This is a genomic window from Mesorhizobium terrae (genome assembly GCF_008727715.1).
In the GTDB taxonomy this organism is placed as follows: Bacteria; Pseudomonadota; Alphaproteobacteria; order Rhizobiales; family Rhizobiaceae; genus Mesorhizobium; species Mesorhizobium terrae.
In genome coordinates, this window is the sequence record NZ_CP044217.1 from 202,847 (window position 1) to 223,141 (window position 20,295).

16 protein-coding genes are annotated in these 20,295 nt (G+C 61.4%); 13 read left to right on the forward strand and 3 right to left on the reverse strand.

Annotated elements, in window-relative coordinates:
- The first annotated feature begins 12 nt into the window (after positions 1-12).
- The 13 genes from FZF13_RS01045 to FZF13_RS01110 all read left to right on the forward strand — a co-directional run bounded on the left by FZF13_RS01045 (position 13) and on the right by FZF13_RS01110 (position 15,352).
- The gene (locus FZF13_RS01045) at positions 13-297 is read left to right on the forward strand and encodes a VirB3 family type IV secretion system protein (protein ID WP_245317436.1); all 285 of its coding nucleotides are present in this window, start codon (positions 13-15) and stop codon (positions 295-297) included.
- Positions 294-2,783, forward strand: a complete 2,490-nt coding sequence (locus tag FZF13_RS01050; RefSeq protein ID WP_065996913.1) for a VirB4 family type IV secretion/conjugal transfer ATPase — start codon at positions 294-296, stop codon at positions 2,781-2,783. Before FZF13_RS01045 ends, FZF13_RS01050 begins: the two co-directional genes overlap by 4 nt.
- 4 nt (positions 2,784-2,787) lie before the next feature.
- Positions 2,788-3,957, forward strand: coding sequence for a lytic transglycosylase domain-containing protein (locus tag FZF13_RS01055; protein WP_065996911.1), 1,170 nt, complete (start codon positions 2,788-2,790; stop codon positions 3,955-3,957).
- Positions 3,954-4,781, forward strand: coding sequence for a conjugal transfer protein (locus FZF13_RS01060; protein WP_245317434.1), 828 nt, complete (start codon positions 3,954-3,956; stop codon positions 4,779-4,781). The genes FZF13_RS01055 and FZF13_RS01060 overlap by 4 nt, the downstream gene beginning before the upstream one ends.
- A gap of 227 nt (positions 4,782-5,008) precedes the next feature.
- Entirely contained in the window at positions 5,009-6,070 is a 1,062-nt protein-coding gene (locus FZF13_RS01070) for a TrbL/VirB6 family protein (protein ID WP_065996910.1), read from the forward strand.
- A 55-nt stretch (positions 6,071-6,125) separates the two neighbouring features.
- Positions 6,126-6,860 (forward strand): VirB8 family type IV secretion system protein, encoded by a 735-nt coding sequence (locus FZF13_RS01075; RefSeq protein ID WP_065996909.1) that lies wholly within the window; start codon positions 6,126-6,128, stop codon positions 6,858-6,860.
- Positions 6,861-6,865: 5 nt separating this feature from the next.
- Positions 6,866-7,699, forward strand: a complete 834-nt coding sequence (virB9, locus tag FZF13_RS01080) for a P-type conjugative transfer protein VirB9 (RefSeq protein WP_373426420.1) — start codon at positions 6,866-6,868, stop codon at positions 7,697-7,699.
- A 94-nt stretch (positions 7,700-7,793) separates the two neighbouring features.
- Positions 7,794-9,071, forward strand: a complete 1,278-nt coding sequence (gene virB10, locus FZF13_RS01085) for a type IV secretion system protein VirB10 (protein WP_245317433.1) — start codon at positions 7,794-7,796, stop codon at positions 9,069-9,071.
- Positions 9,072-9,073: 2 nt separating this feature from the next.
- Positions 9,074-10,195, forward strand: a complete 1,122-nt coding sequence (gene virB11 / locus FZF13_RS01090; RefSeq protein WP_083237638.1) for a P-type DNA transfer ATPase VirB11 — start codon at positions 9,074-9,076, stop codon at positions 10,193-10,195.
- On the forward strand, positions 10,164-13,229 hold the full coding sequence (locus FZF13_RS01095) for a type IV secretory system conjugative DNA transfer family protein (protein ID WP_065996901.1): 3,066 nt from the start codon (positions 10,164-10,166) through the stop codon (positions 13,227-13,229). The genes virB11 and FZF13_RS01095 overlap by 32 nt, the downstream gene beginning before the upstream one ends.
- Positions 13,230-13,342: 113 nt before the next feature.
- The gene (gene parS / locus FZF13_RS01100; RefSeq protein ID WP_065996899.1) at positions 13,343-13,786 is read left to right on the forward strand and encodes a type II RES/Xre toxin-antitoxin system antitoxin; all 444 of its coding nucleotides are present in this window, start codon (positions 13,343-13,345) and stop codon (positions 13,784-13,786) included.
- Entirely contained in the window at positions 13,786-14,250 is a 465-nt protein-coding gene (locus FZF13_RS01105; RefSeq protein ID WP_065996897.1) for an RES family NAD+ phosphorylase, read from the forward strand. The genes parS and FZF13_RS01105 overlap by 1 nt, the downstream gene beginning before the upstream one ends.
- Before the next feature lie 334 nt (positions 14,251-14,584).
- A complete protein-coding gene (locus FZF13_RS01110) occupies positions 14,585-15,352 on the forward strand; it encodes a reverse transcriptase domain-containing protein (protein WP_065996895.1) in 768 nt (255 codons plus the stop codon).
- Positions 15,353-15,436: 84 nt separating this feature from the next.
- Here FZF13_RS01110 and FZF13_RS01115 read toward each other — a convergent pair whose 3' ends face one another.
- From FZF13_RS01115 to FZF13_RS01125, 3 genes are all read right to left on the reverse strand, one after another.
- Positions 15,437-17,914, reverse strand: a complete 2,478-nt coding sequence (locus FZF13_RS01115) for a S8 family peptidase (RefSeq protein WP_065996893.1) — start codon at positions 17,912-17,914, stop codon at positions 15,437-15,439.
- A gap of 3 nt (positions 17,915-17,917) precedes the next feature.
- The gene (locus tag FZF13_RS01120) at positions 17,918-18,919 is read right to left on the reverse strand and encodes an AAA family ATPase (protein ID WP_190234588.1); all 1,002 of its coding nucleotides are present in this window, start codon (positions 18,917-18,919) and stop codon (positions 17,918-17,920) included.
- Between the two features lie 519 nt (positions 18,920-19,438).
- Positions 19,439-20,209 (reverse strand): hypothetical protein, encoded by a 771-nt coding sequence (locus tag FZF13_RS01125; protein ID WP_139116437.1) that lies wholly within the window; start codon positions 20,207-20,209, stop codon positions 19,439-19,441.
- Between the last annotated feature and the right edge of the window lie 86 nt (positions 20,210-20,295).

Sequence of the window (20,295 nt, forward strand, 5' to 3'; positions counted from 1 at the left end):
GAAGAAGAGATCGTGGACACGTACCCCGTCATCCTGGCGATGACGCGGCCGCCGACGGTGATGGGCATCCCCTACACCTTCTTTCTCGCGGAGTGCTTCACCTCGCTCATGCTGTTCCTGGCGCTCGGTTCCATTCTCTGGTTCCCGGCCGCCTTCATCGTCCAGCATTCGGTTCTGTACGTGGTGAGCACGAAGATCGATCTGTGGTTCTTCGACATCCTGCAGAAGCACAGTGCATGCGGCGTCAATCCGCTCGGCAGGCGGATTGGAGGCCGGATCAGGACCTACGGCAAATGACGACGGTTGCGAGCTCCTTGCGGTCGAATCTCAGTCGGGGATGGGACATCTTCGCCGACAAGGGGATATCGACGCATGTGCCGTATTTCGCGCCGATCGAGAACGGGATCATCCGGCTCAAGAACGACTGTCTCGTCACGACGCTGCGTCTCAACGGGTTTTCGTTCGAAACGGCCGATATCGACTACGTCAATCTGCTGCAACGGCAGCGCAACACGGCATTTCGGGCGATTTCGAGCCTGGGAAGCTTTGCGGTCTACACCCACGTCGTGCGCCACAAGGTGAAGCCTTCGCTGCCGGGCAACTTCGCCGATCCTTTCATGGCTCGTATGGACGAGGTCTATCAGGCCAGCATCTCGAAGAACGAGATGTTCGTCAACGACACCTATGTGTCCCTCGTGGTGCGACCGGTGTTCAGGAAGGGCACCGTTTTGGGCCGAATCCTGGGTGCGGGCGGCACTGTGGTGGCGCGGGAGCAACTGCGCCATATGCGCGACAAGCTGCTCGAAGCGACGCGCGCGCTGGAGAAGAGCCTCGATCCATACGGTCCGCAGGTATTGCGCGATGTGAAGCGCGTCGAGGTGTCCATGCCGGATGGCCGGCGGATCTATCGCGACGTCAGCGCAGACATGGTCGTGGATCCGGATGCGCGTGTCGTCTGGTTTTCCGAGCAGTGTGAGTTTTTCTATGCTCTGCTCAATGCCGGCAAAGTTCGGCCGATGCATCTAGGAAACATGCCGATCGACGAGATGGTGCCATCGCGGCGAACCACATTCGGCAATCGCACGCTCCATCTGGAAGGAGATACGCGGGTCGAGGATCGCTATGCCGCAATGATCTCGTTGCGGGAGTACCCGCCGGAGACCGGCGCCGGAATGCTCGACTATGTGCTCAAGCAGCCCTTCGAGATGGTGGTCACGCAATCTCTGTCCTTCGTTGACGACCAGGCCGCCCGCTACAAGATCGATCGTCTGGACCGGCAATTGTCGAAATCCGATGAAGGCGGTTCTTCGATCCAGAGCGACCTCGATTTCGCGCGCGACCAGCTGGCGCGAAAGAATGTGGCGTACGCGGAACACCATCTGACGGTCATGCCGATCGCCAGGACCATTGACGCGCTGGACGAGGCGGTGGCCGTGGTCGGCTCGGAGTTCGGCGCCCTTGGCGCCAGCTATGTGCGCGAGGACCTCAATTGCGAACCATGCTATTGGGCGCAGTTGCCCGGCAACCAGGCCTATATCGCCAGACGGGCGACGATCTCGACACTGAATTTCGCCGGCTTATCGTCGTTTCATGCCTACCCCTACGGCAGGCCCGACGGCAACCATTGGGGGCCGGCGATCACGATTTTCGAGACGACGTCGGGCACGCCCTTCTTCTTCAATTTCCATCAGGGCGATGTCGGGCACACAACCGTTTTCGGCCCGACCGGCTCCGGCAAGACGGTGCTGATGGGCTTCCTGATCAATCAGGCCTATCGGGTCAATCCTGATCTGAAGGCCGTGGTGTTCGACAAGGACCGCGGCCTGGACATCATGGTGCGCGCCGCAGGCGGCGCGTACATGACGCTGGAGCCGGGGGAGCCGTCAGGCTGGAATCCTCTGATGATGGAGAACACGGAAGAAAACCGTGTGTTCCTCTATCGGCTGATCAGCTTCATGCTGAAGCCGAACCGCGAGGGCGAGTCCCTGACCCCTCAGGAGGAGCAGATCATCCGCTCCGCCATCAAGCAGATCATGTCCTCGGGCGATGTGAAGTTCCGACGCATGTCGGCACTGCGCTCGCTTCTTGCCGGCTCACAGCGGACCGAAACCGGCCTGATGGCTCGGCTCGATAAGTGGGTCGAGAACGGGCAATACGCCTGGCTGTTCGACAATGCCGAGGACCGTCTGGACATTTCCAGGCCGATGATCGGCTTCGACATGACCTCGATACTGGAAGACCCGCAGGCCAGGACGGCCGCGCTTCTCTACATGTTTCATCGCCTCGACAAGATCTATGACGGCAAGACGCCGGTGATCAACCTGATGGACGAGGCCTGGAAGCTCCTTGATGACGAGGAGTTCAAGCGCTCGATGAAGGATTATTTCAAGACCATCCGCAAGCGCAACGGGATGATCATTTTCGGCACGCAGTCACCGGACGACGTGGTGCGGTCGAGCGTGTCGCGCACGATCATCGAGCAGACCAGCACGAACATCTTCTTTCCGTTCCCCAAGGCCGACGAAGACAGCCTCAAGAAGCCGTTCGGTCTGTCGGATGCCGAATTCACCTGGGTCAAGGAAGGCGATCCGGCTGAGCGTTTCGTCCTGATCAAGCACGCCCGCGACAGTGTCGTGGCCCGTGTCGACATGGGCCACATGATGGATTTCGTGAAGGTGCTGTCCGGCCGGGAGGACACCGTGCGCCAGGTCGAAATGCTGCGCGAGGAATATGGCGAGGATCCGCGCGACTGGTTGGACAAATTCTGTGACTGGAAGGAATAAGACGATGCGGCGACCGATGCTATGCGGGGCGATGGCGACGGCATTGCTTGCGGGCGCGATGCTGTCGTCGTCGTATGCCCAGGTACCGGTGAATGACGCGGCCCGGCTGAGGATCCAGCAGACGACGCAGCAGTGGTACGACAGCTACCGCAAGAACCAGCAGATCGCGCGCGGCAACTCGGGTGATACGACGAACAGCTATGCGCCGGGGCAGGGCGTCGGCGGCATGGATTGCTCGTCCTTCGGCGGCGGCGCCGGTTGGGGCGATCAGGTCGGGCCGAACAATCCGCGCAACGCCACCCAGGAGCAAATCCGGCAAATGGTGGCGGATGAGGCCCGGCGCCAGGGCGTCGATCCGAATTTCGCGATGGCGATCGCGGAACAGGAATCGCGTTTCCGCCAAAGCGCGGTTTCCGCAGTCGGAGCCCTCGGCACGATGCAGCTGATGCCGGCAACCGCCGCCAAGCTCGGCGTCAATCCCTATGATCTTCGCGACAACATCCGTGGTGGAGTGACGTATCTCAAGCAGATCATGGGCATGTATCCGGGGCGGCTGGATCTGGTGGCGGCCGGTTATAATGCAGGACCGCATCGGCAATCGCTGCGTAACGGCAACATTCCGCAGATCCGCGAGACGCAGAACTACGTGAACATGGTCAGCCAGTTCTACAATGGCAACAAACGGCAATTTGGCGATCAAAGACCGATGGGAGCCCCGATCCCTCAGATGGTTTCGGCGCCGGCAGGGTGCGGCGAAGCCATAAAGAAGGCCGTGGACCGCAACACCGAGGCGCAGCTCGAGCGGGCCCAGACATGGAATACCCTCGTCGGCAAGGCGCTCGAGGCGAACCAGCTGAAGCAGCAGACAATGCTTGGGCAACTCAAAGAGGCGTCGGCGTTCCTGAGGGGATCGGGCAGCGGTCAAAACGGCAATTTCGGCGACGGCTCGGGCGAGATCAAGATCGCCGAAATCGCTTGTCCGTCGACGGTGGTGAACACGGGGTCGACGCGCTGCTATGCGGTTCCACCACAATCGGCGACGTCCGATATCCAGCGACTGCTTGGGTACCTGCAGGAGCAGGCGCGGACACAGGGCCTCAACGCCACCTTCGCGGCGATGGACGACGACGTGGTCGGGCTGGTCGCGATCGTCGACAGCCGGCGGGCGCAATGAGCGAACTGAACGATTACGAAGCGGAAGGATGTGAACCGATGAAGACGATCATTCTTGGAAGTGCGGCCGCACTGCTGTTGTCGACGGCGGCCTTTGCACAGGTGCCCGTGACAGATGGCGCCAATACCGCGGTCAACGAGAAGATCAAGGCGCTAACGTCGCAGATCCAGTCGGACACGACCATCATCAAGGACAACACGACGCGGACGCTGCAGGCGATCACCGGCGACAGGACGCAAGATGCCAGCAAGTTCTCGTCGCTGGCGACCGGCGGCGGATTCACGATGAGCCAGGCACCGGATTTCGGGGCGATCCTGCAGGGAAATCAGGCATCGTTCGGCGGGATTGGTGGGCAGTTTCAAAACATGGCGGCCCAGGTCATCAATGGCCTGAACCTCGTCAAGATGGTGAAGGACGCGGTGACCGGCGGCGAGCTCACCGGTGCGAACCAGGCCTATAATCAGGGGGTCCAGACGGTGACGGCCCTGACCGCGATGACGGACGCCATGAACGCCGCGTCGAAGAAGCGTACAGACGCTTTCACCGGTGCCGCCGGTGAGATTGGCAGCGCCCCGGATATGAAGGGCGCGCTGGAGCAGAACACGCAGATGGTGTTGCAGGGGAACCAGACCGCCAACGAAGCGGTCGGCGCCTTGAACAGCGCCGTCGTGCTGGAATCGCAGCGGTACAAGGCAGCCCTCTCCGAGCAATCGCAATTCCTGAAGACCTTCGCAGCGGGGGCAGTGCGCAGACGCAACGGCCAGCAGCAGGACGGCCAGTCCGTCAGGGAGCAGCTCGAACAGTTCGAAGCGCAGTCGCAGTGAAGCCGCCCTGTTCCATCCCGTTGCTGGCCTGCCTCATCGCTCTTGCCGGCTGCGCCGGCCATAAGGAGCGTTTGGCGAAGTGCTCGGCTGACGAGAATCCGGTTGGCGAACTTGCGTATGCTCGAGATCCCGGACGCTGGGATGCCGGCGGGATTCTCGTCCAGCAGTTGACCGATGAATGTGGCCCCATGCGGCCGGTGAACCAGTTCTGATCGGAGCGTTGCCAGATGGATCCGCGGGACGGGCTCACCAATTTCTATGGAACCGCGCTCACCTATTTCGACAAGATCAACCAGGATACGATCGAGCGGGCTTGGGGGCTGTTTGCCGAAAACAAGGGACTGGTCACCTCCCTTCTGGCCCTGTTCCTCATCATCTATTTTCTGTGGGGAGCATTGGGCCGGACCCACATCAGCTTCCAGGACATGGCCATCACCGGCTGCAAGGTCGCCCTCGCATATGCGTTCGTTATGTCCTGGTCGGTCTTCCATGAGGAAGTGGGCAAGCTGATCCTCGAGACGCCGGAACAGCTTGGGGCCGCGCTGTCGTCGCGCATGGCGGGGATTGCCGGCGGCGCCAACATGGCGGAACAGGTCCGTCAGGTCGCCGAGAAAGTCTACGAATTCGCATCGGCGATCGCGACCGCTCAGGCCGGCGGATGGATCGGCTCGATCGTCGGTGCCTTGCTCGATCTGTTCATCGTGGGTGGCGGGTTGATCCCCATGCTTCTGGTCCTGACCGGCGTGACGCTGTTTGCAAAAATGACAGTCGCCGTGATGCTGGCGGTAGGGCCAATTGCCATTCTCTGCAATTTCTTCGGCATCACCAGATTTGTGTTCGAGGGCTGGGTCAAAGGCATAGCCTTCGGAATATTCACGCTGCTTTTTTCCTACATCATTGCCGGCTTCTGCTTCGGCTTTGTGCGTTCCTATCTGGATTCCATCCAGATTGCGACGGCAACGCAGGAGGAGTCCTTCGGCGTGGCGGCGGGCCTGGTGCTCTACATGCTGGTTGTCGCCGCGTTCGTCGTCCGGGTGCCGTCATTGGCGCAGTCGTTCGCATATGGGACGTTGTTCCATGGGATATCTACTGCTGGCGGTATAGGCGAAACACTGCAAACGGCAAGGAACCGGGGCTCTAGAGCTGCCAATCTCGCAACAAGCTTTATACCGGCAGGCATCACCGGCGGCGCCGTGCGCGGCACGATGGCCATGGCGGGAGACATGGGGCGAGGAACTCGGGCCATGGGCCGGATGCTTGCCGGCCGCATGCGGGGCCGCTCCGGGTAGAAATCCGGAACACGGTTCGCGGTAGTTCCCCGGTTTTGCGCGGAGATGAATTCGAGTGGCATTGTTGAGGAAAGAGACGATCGGCCTGCCTGACGGGAAAGTCCCAGGTCCTGAGGAAATCTATCAGCAGCATTTGACATGGGGGGCGCGGCAGAGGTCGCTCCTTTCCCTGCTTGCGTTCGTGCTCGGTCTGGCGGCCATCGCCGGGTGGGCCGTCGCCGGCATCTCGGTTTGGTCGTCGGCGCAGTTGTTCCCACTGAAATCGACCGAGGTGGTGCCGCTGATCGTCGATAAGACAACAGGCTACATGGAGACGGTGACCACGCTCGACCATGACAGGTCGGTCTCCGAACTACAGGCGGTGAGGGCAGCCTTCATCGGCAACTACGTGATCAAGCGGGAGACCTACGATCCCAGGTATCTCGCCGACACCTTCGACATGATCCAGTTGTGGTCGGACCCGAACGGGCGGGCGTTTCGCGACTATGAAGAGCTGATGAACCCGGGCAATCCGAAGTCGCCGGTCAAGAGGATCGGAGCGGAGGGAGACGTCCGGGTGAACCTCTTGTCCGTCAATCCCCTGAATAACGAGACCATGAACGTGCGCTTCGAGACGGAAGAGCGCCGCCAAGGCGGTATGGCCAAAGTCGGCCGGTGGTCGGCGACGATCCGCTATCGGCAGGGCAATCTGGAAATGAGCCAGAGGGTGCGGATGTTCAATCCGCTGGGCTTCTTGGTGACCGACTACACCAGGGTTCCGGAAATGATGCCAAGCGGGCTGCCGCAATGAGGAGAGTGGGACTGGCAGCGCTGGCGGTCCTGCTCGGCACGGCACTCGCGCACGCGGAATTGGTGGCGCAGCCAGGACGCTATGATCCTCGCATTCGCACGGTTCCCTATTCCTCGGAGCAGGTGTTCGAGGTCACCGGCACCTACGGCATGGTCACGGTGATCCTGTTCGGGACGGACGAGGAGATCACGCAGGTCGTCGCCGGCGATACGGTCTCCTGGCAGATCCTGACGTCGGCCGACCGTCGCTCGCTTACGCTGAAGCCCATGGAAAAAGAAGCCTCCACGAATATGTCGGTCATCACGACGAAGCGCACCTATTCGTTCGAGCTGCTGGTCAACGATTCCAAAAGCCAGCGGAATCAGACCTACAAGCTTCGATTTTCCTATCCTGAGGATGTCGGGATGAAGGGCATGGCGGAGCTGTGGGAGCAGGCCCAGGAGGCGCAGAAGAATCCGAACATCAAGAATATCCGCCGCGACAACGTGAACTATGACTACGGCTTCAAGGGCGATCCCGGCGCGAAACCGGTGTGGGTGTTCGACGACGGCATCAAGACCTTCATGAAGTTTTCGGGCGACACGCCGGCGATTTTTGTTGTCGACAGGAAGCGGCGCGAGTCGCTGGTCAACTACCGCCGGGAGCAGGACTACATCGTGATCGACGCGGTGTCGCGCCAATGGACGCTCCGTTTTGGGACGGAGACGGAAACCTGCCTGTTCAATCTGCGCACGGGGCCGGCCGACGAGCCGGCGCCGATCGAGGGCGTGGTCGGGCCGAAGCCGTTGGGAAAGCGAGGGGCGTATTCGAGCCGCCCTCCGGACAGGAGCATGAGGTAGGCCGATGTCTGATCCGCAATATAGCCATGGCATCGAAAACGAAGCCGCAATTGGTGGCGCGGTGCGGCGTCGCGGAATAGGCATCGGACGGCCATTGGCGCTGCTGGTGGCGCTCTTTGGCGTTGGGATTGTGCTCTACCTGGCCTTCTCGACACCGCAGGAAAAGATCGCGACGAACCAGGCAGAACCCGAGACCTTCGCCCCGGTGAGAGCACCGGAGAGCCCGGGCTTCAACACGCCGCCACCCCCGCCGCCGATCCCCACCGTGGTGGTGCCGGAGGCGCCGCCACCCCCACCGCCGCCGCCACCGGTGGAACAGGTTGAGTTGCCGCCGGTGCTGGAGAAGCCGGTCGATTGCTCGAACGGAAACAATCCGGACGACCCGAAGTGCATCGAACTCGAACGCCAGCAGAAGTTGCTCGAGCGCGTGAAGGCGAATGCAATGGTCTACGACCAGTCGCGTGGCCAACAGGGCACGGATATGGCGCAGGCATCCACGCAGCTGGGTGGTGATGCACAAGGGCTGGCCGGCCTGAATGGCGGCGAAGATTTCTCCGCAGAGGGCGGCGCGAGCGTTAGCGGCCGCGACGGCACGGGAGGAGATGCCAACAGGGCTTTCCTGGCGGCGATGGGCAACCAGGACGTCACGGTTTCGCGGGCGGTGAAAAACAATCGCACCGACGCCTGGATCGCGCAGGGCACAATGATCAGGGGAACGCTGGAAACCGCGATCAACTCGGACCTCGCCGGCATGGCGAAGGCAAGCGTGCGAGACGACGTCTACTCTTTCGACGGCCGCCGCATCCTGATTCCGGCCGGATCGAGCCTGATCGGCGACTACAAGGCCGACATTCAGCAGGGCCAGGAGCGGGTTTTCATCGTCTGGACGCGCATGATCCGCGGCGACGGCGTTTCGGTCCAGCTCGGTTCGTTCGGAACGGACCGGCTCGGCCGGTCCGGCATAACAGGGAAGGTCGACCGGAAATATTGGGAGCGCTTCGGCCCGCCGGCGCTGCTCACGATGATCGGCGGGGCGGCGCAATATGTGGCGACGCTCGGAAATCCCGATCGCAACAACGACATCACGATCGTCAATCCGGATGGCTCGGTGACGCGGATACCGCAAAGCAGCACGCAAACACCGGAAGAGCAGGCTCGTGGCATTGCGGCGCAGACGATCGCAGCCGGCATCCAGCAGATGGCCGCTGAGGCTTTCGGCAATACCAAGGATATCAGGCCGACGATCCATATCGACCAGGGGTCGGACATCAACGTCTTCGTCACGCGTGATCTCGATTTCTCCGATTTGTACCCAGACCCGGTCGTTGAAGAGTTCGAGCGGTTGAAAAGGTCGAAGCGGGTAGGCAAGTAGCGATGGATTCTGCCAACGATACGCGCGTAGACGCACTGCTCGACAAGAAGGTGGTGACTCCGCTTAAGAAGGTCGATGCAGCAACCAGCCGAAGGGACATCGATCTTCATTGGCTCGGCGAGGCGCTGAAGCCGATCAGGCCATACCTCGATGATCCCGAGGTGGTCGAAATCTCCTGCCAGAAGCCGGGGGAGCTGTGGCTGGAAAAAGGCGGCAGCCTGGTGATGCAGAAGATCGAGGAACCGGCCCTCACCGAACATTCGGTCGAGAACATGGCCGTACGGTCCGCTGCTTTGACGGCCCAGGTGATCAATCGCGAAAACCCGTTGCTCTCGGCCGTCCTGACGGGCGGCGAACGCGTCCAGTTCGTGCTTCATCCGACTTCCGCCACAGGCCATGCGTTTTCGATCCGCAAGCAGTTCATCCGGCGGCTGTCGCTGGAGGACTACGAGAAGCGCGGCGCCTTCGATCATGTGAAGGTGACGGGAGACGACGATATGGACGAGGTCGACCGGCAATTGTCGGCCTTGCTGCGCAGCAGGCAGGTGCGGCAGTTCCTGGAGCTCGCGGCCTCGGAGCATCGCTCCATGCTGGTGTCGGGCGGCACGTCCTCGGGAAAGACGACGTTCCTGAACACGATGCTGACGGCCATTCCCATGCACGAGCGCTTCGTCCTGATGGAGGACACGCGCGAGTTGGAGCCTCGGCAGGAAAACGTGGTGTCGCTTCTGGTCTCGAAAGGAGACCAGGGCGAGGCGAAGGTATCGATGGCAGACTTGCTGGCGACGGCGCTACGCCTGCGCCCGGACAGGATATTTATGGGCGAGCTGCGCGGCCCGGAAGCTTTCGACTTCCTCAACGCGATCAATACGGGCCATCCCGGCTCCATGACCACGATCCACGCGAATTCGCCGCATCAGGCGTTCAACCGTTTGTCGACCTTGATCGTGAACGCCGGCGTGCGGATGGAGCGGGATGACATCCTCAAATACATCCGCTCGATCATCCCGATCGTGGTGCAGCTGCGCAAGGGCGACGAAACGGTCAGCCGGGGGGTGAGCGAGATCTATTTTCGGGACGAGGTCAACGAAGATGGCGAAAAGGTTCACAGCCAGGTCTTTTGACGACGCGCCTCGGCACGCGGCGGACCACACCGCACACGAGGCGCAGTGGCAGGTCAAGACGACGCGGCAGGCAGCGAATGACGGGCCGGTCAGGTTCTCCGACGACAGCGGGTTGCTGCAGGACCCCTTCGAGATCGATGCGGCGACGTTGCGCGCCGCTATGGACGAGGTGCCGCGACCGAAACGGCCGACGGCGCTGCGGCGATTTTCGTTTCTGACCTTTCCGGTTGTCATCGTGGTCGCAGGGCTGATGTGGCTCACGACATTCGTTTTCATCTACGACCTGTACTCGACGTCGTTCGGCCAGGCGTCGTTCATCGACTATCTGAGCCGCGCGCCGATCATGGATGGGGCGAGGCAGACCATGGTGATCGTGTTCACGCGCAACACGATCGGGCTGTCGCTGCTCGCCCTCCTTGTCGCGTTTCCGTTCATCTATGTCTGGCTGACCTGGTGGATGTTGAAGGGCGGCCGGTCGCTGTCGCGCCTGATCCTCTACCTGTTGCATGTCCGGTCGATCTTCAGTCTGCTGGCAACGTCCGGCCTGGTGTTCGCGGCCTGTTGGGCGGGTGTCGTCGTCTACGGCGTGGCCTTCTACCTGATCGCCACCAATGGCCTGACGCTGGACGCCGTCGCGAATTACTACGGCACCGCGCTGACCGCCATGTACCAGGCGCCCTTCGGCGGCACCAATGCCGCCGGCCAGCTCATCAAGCCGGCGAAGTTGACGGTCCTCGCCAGCCTGGGCGGATTGGCCGCGGCAGGATTTTTGATCGGATTCCCGATCGTCAGGGCGGTGATTCAGCGCGAGCGAAAGGTGTTTGGTCATTCCCGACTGGCGACGCTGCGGGATGCCGCGGACTATCGATTGCGCGAAAAGAGCGGCATCGTGCTCGGATACAAGCAGGGGATGCTTCTGCGCTCGGACAGCGATCAGCATGTCATGGTGATCGGCTCGCCGGGGCAGGGCAAGTCGCGCAGCTTCGTCATGCCGACGATGATGAACTACGCCGGATCGATGTTCATCCTCGACATGAGCGGGGAGCTCTACGAAAAAACCTCCGGCTACATGAAGAAGAAGGGTTACGAAGTCTACCTCTTGGCGCCAGGCCAGCATGGAACGCACTGCTTCAATCCGCTGGACGTGATCAGCAAGGATCCGCATCACCGCATCACCGATCTGCAGAAGCTGGCGCAGATGCTGATGCCGGAACGGCTGCGTTCGGATTCGAACGATTTCTGGGAGGAAAGCGCCAGGATCCTGCTGGTCGCCATGCTGGGCTTTGTGATCGAGTGTCCGGATACGCGCAAGTCGCTGAGCGAGCTCTATCGCATCCTCAATTCCATGTCGGACGAGCGCACGGCGATCGCACAGCTCCTGTCGCGATACGGCGATCATCTGTCCGACCAGACGCGCATGCAGCTGACAAAGTTCATCGGCCGCCATGAAAAGCTGGGCGAGGGGATAGCGGCCGAGATCGGCGCCAAGTTCAATTTCCTGCAGAACGAGCTCATCGAGGCGATGACGTCGGTGACGACGATCCCGATCACCGAGATCCGCAAGCGCAGGATGGTCATCTACCTGCAGGCCGACTGGAACGTCATCCAGATGTACGAACGGCTGATTTCGATCTTCGTGCAGCAGATGGCCGACAACCTCGTGCAGCTCGGCCCACTGCGCAATGGCGAATACGAGGTCCTGATGATGCTCGACGAGTTCGGCAATGGCGGCCGACTTGACACGGTGCTGACGCTGGCGCCGCTGATCCGCAAGAACGGGGTGCGGTTCGTGTTCATCCTGCAGGACGGCGCGCAACTGGAGCGGCTTTACCAGCGACCGGGCCAGAAGATCCTGATGGGGACGTCGACGATCAAGCTCTACATGAATTTCCAGAATGTCGAGGATGCGCAGGCCGTGTCCCAGATTGCAGGCGTCGACACAAAGTTGATGCCCCAGCCGTCATACTCATACCGTCATGGCCGCCGTGACCGTGGCGGCTCCATGATGCCGATGCGCGTGGAACTGCTGCCGGTTCACGCCCTGATGCAGATGAAGCCGGAGGAGGCGATCCTGCAGGTGACCGGCATGCCGATCATGCGCATCATGAAACTCGATTCCGGTGGCGAGCGGCAATTCCGGGCGATGGACAAATACCGGGAAATCCGAAAGCCACAGATCCAGCCGAGGGCCTGGACGCTTGAGGACGACGCGCAGTTCAAAGCAAAGCCTGCGGCATTCAAAGGGGTGATGACGCGTCAGATGCTCCATCCGGATGCTCGGGTCGTGCAGCGGCGGGTTGCCGCGTTGAAAGCCGGCGGCGTCACCAGCGCGGCGTTGAAGACGCCCACGGGGCCACGCCCGGTCGATTTCCTATGGCAGGATGTCGACGGCGAGCGGCACATCTTCTTCTCATCGCTCGACGAGCTGACGATCAGGCTGAACCTCGATGCGACGCGCGTTCCGGGCGTAACGCCAGGGGAGGCGCCGCAGCAATCGGAGGCTTCGGCCGAAGACACGGCAACCAGGCGACGGTGGCACGCCGGAAACAGTAGCGATGTGGCCGAGACGGCGGATGCCGATCAGAAGCGCCCACGCTTGGAGGACACCGATCTTCCGGATGTTGATATGGGCGATCTCATGGCGGCAGATCGCGCCGACGATGATGAGCTCGAGGTCAATGTGCAGGCGTTGCTGAAAGAGAGCTACGTCCCGCCCAGGCACCACGATCGGTCGGCATCACGATCTCGAAAGGACGTGACGAGGCACGAGGCCAACGTTGTGCGCTCACCGATCCTGAAATGGCAGGAGGTGAGCAGCCAGTTCGGCAAGATGAACGCGGCGTTGCATGCGATGCTCGACGAGAGCGCCAAGGGCGTCGAAAATGTCGATGCGCTCGCCCTGAATGACGGTCTCGAGTCGATGTGGCGGGCAACGATCGACCGGATGGAAAGCGAGGAGACCAAGGAGCTTGTTCGCGGCCATGCCGCATTAGTGATGGATCCGGTCGGCGAGGGGAGTAAATTAGCTGTCTGAACGTGGTGCGACCCGAGACTGCTGCACGTCGGCTGATGTCAGAAATCCATTGCATGGGATTGCATTTCCGGCAAGATGCCTTAAATATCTCGGCATATTGCCGGAGATTGAATATGAGCACCTCTGTTGCACTCATTGACGATGTAGCACGCAAGCTCGGCGGCGCCGCGGTGCTGGGAGCCGATGTTCGGTCGCAGGCGGACCTTGCGATGTTGGTGCGCCGGCGGCTTCCGCTTGCGACGCTGAAGGGCCTGTCTCTCGCCGGGCTCAGTGAACAAGAGATCGAGCGCTTCGTCATTCCGCAACGCACGCGCCGGCATCGCGCGGAGAAGAACGAGCCCCTGACGGTCGACGAATCCGACCGGGCCGTGCGGCTCGCCCGTATACAGTCGCTCGCGGAGGAGACCTTTGGAGATCCCGCGAAGGCGAATCGTTGGCTGCGCAAGGAACTGGCGGAATTGAGCGGCGAAACCCCGCTGACGGTGGCACAAACTGAGGCGGGCACGAGGGTCATTGAAACCATCCTCGGCAAGATCGCTTGGGGTGCTGCCGCCTGATGCAGCTCTGGGGGCTTTCCAGCCGGCAATTCGCAGCCGCCATGGATGGCGGGTACGGATTGTTGTTCAACGGACGCTGGAACACCGTCGGCCGTCCGGTGACCTATACGGCCACATCGCCGTCTCTTTGCGTCCTTGAAAAGCTTGTCCACGTCGAGGATCCGGCATTGCTGCCGGCGCTTGCAATGGTCCTCTACGACGTTCCCGACGAGACGCCGCTCACGCAACGGGCCTTGTCCGACCTACCCGCTGACTGGCGCCGCAGGGAAGCTGACACCCAGCGGATGGGAGACGAGTGGCTGGCCGGGCTTGAACACGCGCTTCTGTTTGTCCCGTCGGCGATCGTGGCGGTGGCCGGCAGCCCCGACTGGAACGTTATTGTCAACCATCGCCATCCCGCGGCTGCGGCAGTCAGAATCGAGCGGATCGAACCGTTTAATCTGGACGTTCGATTGCTCGGGTGAGCCGACTGAAATTTGTGATCCCCGCACTTGAAAGATTTGCGCGCTGTCTTTACGTCATCTTCCACGTTGCCGGCGATAACCTACAGCTCACCCGGCGGTCCTTAAGCACACCTTACGGGATGCCCCAAGACCCGCTTCGAGGCCATTAGGTTCTCTCAGTTGACGACTCTGTGTTGCAGAGTTGCAGGTTGCCGGAGAACGAGAACATGGAGGTGGGTTATGCGTAAAAAGCCTAATCTCACGCGCCTTGCTCTGAGCTTGCTTCCCGTGATTGTGCTCGTCCTCGAGCTGGTCAACGTGTCGCTTGATCTCATGAGCAAGGTCGTCAACTACTATGCCCGTCAAGTTCGAAACCTACCGTTACTCCTACCTGCGTAAGGGCAAGCCCGTCTTCGTTCCGAGCGAACGATGCGAAGCGATCGGGCGCGAACTGAAGGCCCAGGTCGAAGCCGCGACCGATTTCGAGGATATATACTACCATCTCCGCAAAGGCGGGCATGTCGCGGCGCTGCATGCACATCGGGACCATCGCTACTTCGCCCGGGTCGATATCGAACGTTTTTTCTACGGCATCGGCCGCAACCGCGTCGCGCGCGAGCTGCATGCGATCGGTATCGGAAAAGCGGGCTACCTCGCGAAATGGTCCTGTGTAAAGAATCCTTTCGGGGAGCCCGGCCACGCACTGCCTTACGGATTCGTCCAGTCGCCGATCCTCGCCACTTTGGTCCTAATGCGCTCAGGGGCAGGAGCCTTCCTGCGCGTGTTGCCGGCGGTGGTTACGGCGAGCGTCTATATGGACGATATCGCGCTGTCGTCCGACGACTTGCCAGCGCTCGAAGCGGCCTATGCCGATCTTCGTAAGGCGCTGCAGGCGAGTAACTTCAGGATCAACGAGAACAAGGCGCACGGGCCGGACGAGGCGGTCGAGCTCTTCAATTGCGAGCTCTCGCAGTGTTTCGCTTCCGTCCTTCAAGCCCGCCGCGAGGAGTTCTTCGCGAAGGAGGACCGCTCAGCCGCGAGCGTTTCCGCGTTCATGCGCTACTGCGATCAGATTGAACACGGCAATATGTCGGCGGCCATACCTGAAGCGGCTTTGGGCTAACGGATTTCCTCCTTGACCAAGATAGTTGAGTGCATGGAAGTGTATGTCGCATCCGGAACATAGCGGGAGCGGCGCGCCGTGGTGTCAGCGCTCGACAAGCACTTCGTTGCGGACCGCCTGTCCGGGTGTGATCGATAACACAATCGGTGTGTAGAGGTCGATATCGGTACGCCGGGCCTTCAGCGTGACCACGAGGGCATAACGCGCGCGTTGGTTCACGATGGCGGCGCGGGCGCGATCCCTCCACCAGCCCCCGACTGGCTTAATGCAGAGCACGTCGCGGCCCAGCAAGTCTACGGCCGGCCCGCTCCAGGTATCGCAATGCAGTGACCCTGCGGAAATGCTGTCAGGGCCCAGTAGCCAACGGTTGTCGTCAGGATGACGGGGCGCACGCTGGGTACGCACATCACGCTCGGCCGCGTTGACCCTTCGCTTAAAATTGGCGAGCAACTCGCCCTTGCGCCGCAGATCGAACCGCAGGCCGAACGACTGATAGCGCAACGGGTCGACGTTGGCCGCGAAGCCTGGGTTTGGGTCCACGAAATAGGACAAGGTGATCTTGAGGTCGACGATCTCGTTGTCTAGCTCCTCAAGGACGGCTGCAGGAAGGGGCAGGGTGTAGTAATGGCACTCGTTGAATTTCCTCGTGCCCTCCAACCGGTAGGGCTGGATGTCGGTCTGCGCGATAAGCGCAAGATGATCCCGCGCGGAGGCCGTCGCGCGATCGATGTCCGGCACGCCATACCCGAATCGCCTCGCGATGTCGTAGCGATTGCGCAGATTGGTCTCGGCCGCGAACAGCGCCTTCATCGGCTCCGTATACTCAGCGCTGTGCACCATCAGGGCGCGAATGGTTTCGGGCCAGTAATCCGGATGCGCCGCTGTCAGCTGCGCCGCCATGCGGGCAGCCTGCGCCGTGGCGGCGCTTGTCGCATGGAAAGGCACCAGCGGCGCGGCCGCTACGTCGCGACCGGTACTGAGCAGGCAGAGTGAATCGAGGGTCACGATGTCGCGGCGACTTGGGCTCACCGCGCGGTTTCCCGCCTCGAGCATAAGCTCTGGCTTGATCGGCGCTCGCGTACCCCAGTCGACGCTCGTCCGGCTATGGGGGCTCAGCTCACCTACGCCGGCGAGATGAGTCCAATCCTCGTATCCGGCGCCGCGGATCTGGTCGAGGTCCGTGTACCCCCCGATCGTTAGGGCGTTCCACGCCTGCGCCGGATCCTGCGCGGGATAGCTATCATTGTCCAGCAATTGCTGGAACTGCATGACCGGTTTGGTGTTGCCGACCGCAAGCACGACGAGCCGCTTCGGCGAATTCTCATTGTCGCCCGGCATGGTCCCCGCGGCGATCTGGTCGATGGCGGAGCTCCAAGTCGAGGGACGCGCGCCTGACACCCCGTCATTGGTCACAGCCATGCAGAATACGCGTGTGCGCTCCGGCCGCTGGATCTCCGGAAGGGCGGCCGCCGACTGCGTGACCGATCCATAGGAGTTCGGATCGTTTGGGTCTGCCCTTCCAGGCGGCAGGAGTTTTACGGACTCGAGGCGATGCGTTAGCGTCCGCGGCGCGTTGTCTCCCAACGGGATGGTAAGATCGCCATGCAAAGCGATACCGCCCATGGCGGTGCCGTGATTGTCATGGTCGTCCACGCCCCAACCACGCCTGACCGCATGCATGTCGTCGATCGACAGGGCAGGCTCGAGCAGGACGTGGGCGCGGTTGACGCCGGTATCGAATAGGCAGACCGACGGCACGTCCTGTCCAGGCCATTCGATCCGTCCGGCAAGTTCTTCATTCCACTCGTGTTGCTCCTCGCGTACGTCATCGACGAAGAATGAAGGATTATCGGTTGCCCGGCGCAGCTCAACGATGACGCCGGTCGCATACATCATCAGCTCGATCTCGGCCCTGGTGGCATAGACCGGAACAATAACGACCTCGGGGAATCGCAGTCGTCTGTCGCGGGCTCCTGCGCGAAGGCGCAAACGCTGCGCGATGTCCTCCAGCTCCAGTTCCTGCCCACGCGAAACCCAGATCGCCCACCACATCTGGTACTGCGGATCGAGGGGAAGCGCCTGCGGATCGTCCGTCCATAACGTCTCTAGACGTGCACGGCGGAAGGCCTCGATCGGTTCGACGGTGGACTTGTGGTGGGGCTCACCCTTCGGTGTCAGCGGCCCGCTTCGATAATCCGCAAGTATGGCGGCAAACGCCTCGCGAGCGTCATCCGGTATATAGAGACCGACCAGACGGGCCGCCTGCCTATCCTTGACGGCGCCTGGTCGCAGTCCAAGTGTTCTGCGCTCCAGAATGTCAGGGCTCGATCCGCGGCGCAGCTCTACTTCGATATAGCCACCCTGCGCAGGCGGCAACCTCGGGTCTGCCGCTCGTTGCTGGTCGACGACCGCGAGGGCTGCGTCGAGTTCATTCTGGAGGCGGGCCGCGTGCTCATCGCGGATTCGGACGTTGTTGCTGCGACCGCTTCCCTCACCGGTATACGCGCTGCTGCTGTAGTTTGCCGAAATATCAATGTGGGGGAGCGAAAAGCGTGTCGCCATGCACTAGGACTTCGCTGCATCCAGAAATGCACTGCGCATGCGATGCCGCTCTTCGAGTAGCACGAGGATATCCTCCGAAGAGACGGTGTTGCGCTCGTCGAGAATCGCGTTCTTGACCGCGTCATCGGCGGCACGCGCAAGCTCGGCCTGACTGAGCTCGCCGGCGGCCTTCAGGATCTTCGCCCATGCCAGTCGCGGCGCCTTCATCGGACGCAGGTTACGCAAGAGAATGTCCTTGATCTGATCGTTCGACGGCGGCCTGAATTCCAGCACCTGATCATACCGGCGCAGCAACGCGCGGTCGAGTAACCCCGGGTGATTGGTCGCGCAGATGATGACGCTATCGGTCGGAGCTTCCTCCTCCATGAACTGCAGGAAGGAATTCAGCACGCGTCGCATTTCAGCTACGTCATTGGTGGCGGTCCGGTGCGCGCCGACGGCGTCGAACTCGTCGAACAGATAGACGCCGCGCCGCTGCGCAGTCTCGTCGAACACCAGTCGCAGCTTTGCTGCGGTGTCGCCCATGAAGCGGGAAATCAGCTGCTCAAGACGAATGACAAAAAGCGGTAGTCCCAGCTCACCCGCGACCGCTTCGGCCGACATGGTCTTGCCTGATCCAGGCGGCCCGACGAAGAGGAGACGGCGCGACGGCTTCTTGCCGTGCTCCCTGAGCCAATCCCGCCGGCGCTGCTGGCGGACAACGTCACCCATATGCTTGGTAAGCGACGCATCGAGCACAACGTCCTTGAGCTTGAGCCGTGGCTCCCGCAGTTCGAGGAGACCTTCCAAGTTGCCTCGCGGCAGGCCGAACGGAATGGCGACGGATGGCCCGCGTGGCTTTACCACGCGGGCTTTCTCCACCTCGGCGCGCAACTCTTCCGCAACGCTGCGGTGTCCCTGCCTCGCCTCGGAAGCCGCGACCTGCAACGCAATGGAATAGAACAGCTCGTCGTCGCCTTCGACGCGACTTCGCAACATCGCCAATATCTGTTTGGTGTTAGACACGTCCCCTCACTGTATAGAGCATAGACGGGTTTGGAACATCAATGAAGGCGGCGAGACCGGCGTCCACACATCAATGTTTACCACCCGAAACGCGTTCCCGGCTGCTCGGCCGGCGGCCTGCAGATGCTCATAGTCTAAATCGGCTCCAGAACAAAGAAAGAACATTGGTTTCGTATCATGACTGCGGTGGTATGGGTAGAGCTATGGTTTCGCCGTTGCAGCGGCTTTTTTCGAGGGTGTCGCCATTCTTTAAGCGCAGAGGCCCTGCTTGACCGTCGGGGCGGAATGCGTTTTTCCCACCTATCCATGCGGCGACATGGATGGGGTGGATGTCTGCGAGCTGTTGCACCTACCTGCGGTGTGCCAGCTGAAAAACCCAAGGCCCCGCGCGCACAGGCGCGACGCGTGTTCGGGTTGCGGATATTGGCCGCGAAGAACTCAAGGAAGCGCAAGCGAACCCGCTCGCCGCCAGCTTCAACGAGCTGCGGCACAGCAAGTCCCTGACCTGTATTAGCTGGCTCACCGGCCGGCCTCGCGGGCCACTGCGTCAACGAACCGACGCAGCCCGACTGTTTCGGGCCTTCCGATCACAAGGCCGGCTGACGGAAAATCAAAGTGATATTGCGGACGCCACGGCCACCGCGGGTACTCGGCTTTAAGATGCTCCAGCGCGGGGTTGAAGCGCCGCAAAGGCCATCCGGAGCGTTCGTGAAGATCCGTGGCGTCACCGGTGTCGTGTTGCATCATCAACGATGCGAGAAACGCCGCATCTTTTCGGGTGCCGTTCCATCCCATGACCTGGTGATCGAATTGCTCATAGAAGCGCTGCGTGGGACGGAAGCGATGTGCGCTTGTCAGGTGCCGCTCCTCCAGATATCCAGCGGCGGAAAGCTCCAGAGCTGCGTCCTCGACCTCCGACGGATTCGCGTCGGGCACCATCTGCACGATGTCCTCGATATCCCAGAAATGCTCTGCCAGCCCATCGGGACACGCATGCGCGACCGCTTCGACGAGCCTCGCGGCCGTCCCGGAATACGCATCCGCAGCGGGAGAAAGCATTGCTTCGTGGCGATCCAGTCGCTCACTGTGCTCATTCGTTCGCTCGGAAATGGCGTGCTGCCAATCATCGCGTTGACGGTCGGACTGCGATGGGAACGTCGTGCGGTAGATCGCGGTCAACATGCCGGCGCCAGGAAGCGTCTCTGCCGCGGCTTCAACCACGTTGCGGAGAATCTCTCGACCCGCTGCCGGCGCCGGCGGAGTGATCGGCATTTTTGGATCGTCGGTCATTCGCATAAACATCCGATGGTCTATATGTGATGAAGGACATTATCAAAGATGCAGGCCGACGACACCGGAGGGGCCAGCTTCGTTGA

Excerpts from the sequence above, each read along its gene's own strand:
- FZF13_RS01050 (WP_065996913.1), top strand. The coding sequence starts at position 294 with ATGACGACGGTTGCGAGCTCCTTGCGGTCGAATCTCAGTCGGGGATGG.
- FZF13_RS01055 (WP_065996911.1), top strand. The coding sequence starts at position 2,788 with ATGCGGCGACCGATGCTATGCGGGGCGATGGCGACGGCATTGCTTGCG.
- FZF13_RS01060 (WP_245317434.1), top strand. The coding sequence starts at position 3,954 with ATGAGCGAACTGAACGATTACGAAGCGGAAGGATGTGAACCGATGAAG.
- FZF13_RS01070 (WP_065996910.1), top strand. The coding sequence starts at position 5,009 with ATGGATCCGCGGGACGGGCTCACCAATTTCTATGGAACCGCGCTCACC.
- virB11 (WP_083237638.1), top strand. The coding sequence starts at position 9,074 with ATGGATTCTGCCAACGATACGCGCGTAGACGCACTGCTCGACAAGAAG.
- FZF13_RS01095 (WP_065996901.1), top strand. The coding sequence starts at position 10,164 with ATGGCGAAAAGGTTCACAGCCAGGTCTTTTGACGACGCGCCTCGGCAC.
- parS (WP_065996899.1), top strand. The coding sequence starts at position 13,343 with ATGAGCACCTCTGTTGCACTCATTGACGATGTAGCACGCAAGCTCGGC.
- FZF13_RS01105 (WP_065996897.1), top strand. The coding sequence starts at position 13,786 with ATGCAGCTCTGGGGGCTTTCCAGCCGGCAATTCGCAGCCGCCATGGAT.
- FZF13_RS01110 (WP_065996895.1), top strand. The coding sequence starts at position 14,585 with ATGCCCGTCAAGTTCGAAACCTACCGTTACTCCTACCTGCGTAAGGGC.
- FZF13_RS01115 (WP_065996893.1), bottom strand. The coding sequence starts at position 17,914 with ATGGCGACACGCTTTTCGCTCCCCCACATTGATATTTCGGCAAACTAC.
- FZF13_RS01125 (WP_139116437.1), bottom strand. The coding sequence starts at position 20,209 with ATGACCGACGATCCAAAAATGCCGATCACTCCGCCGGCGCCGGCAGCG.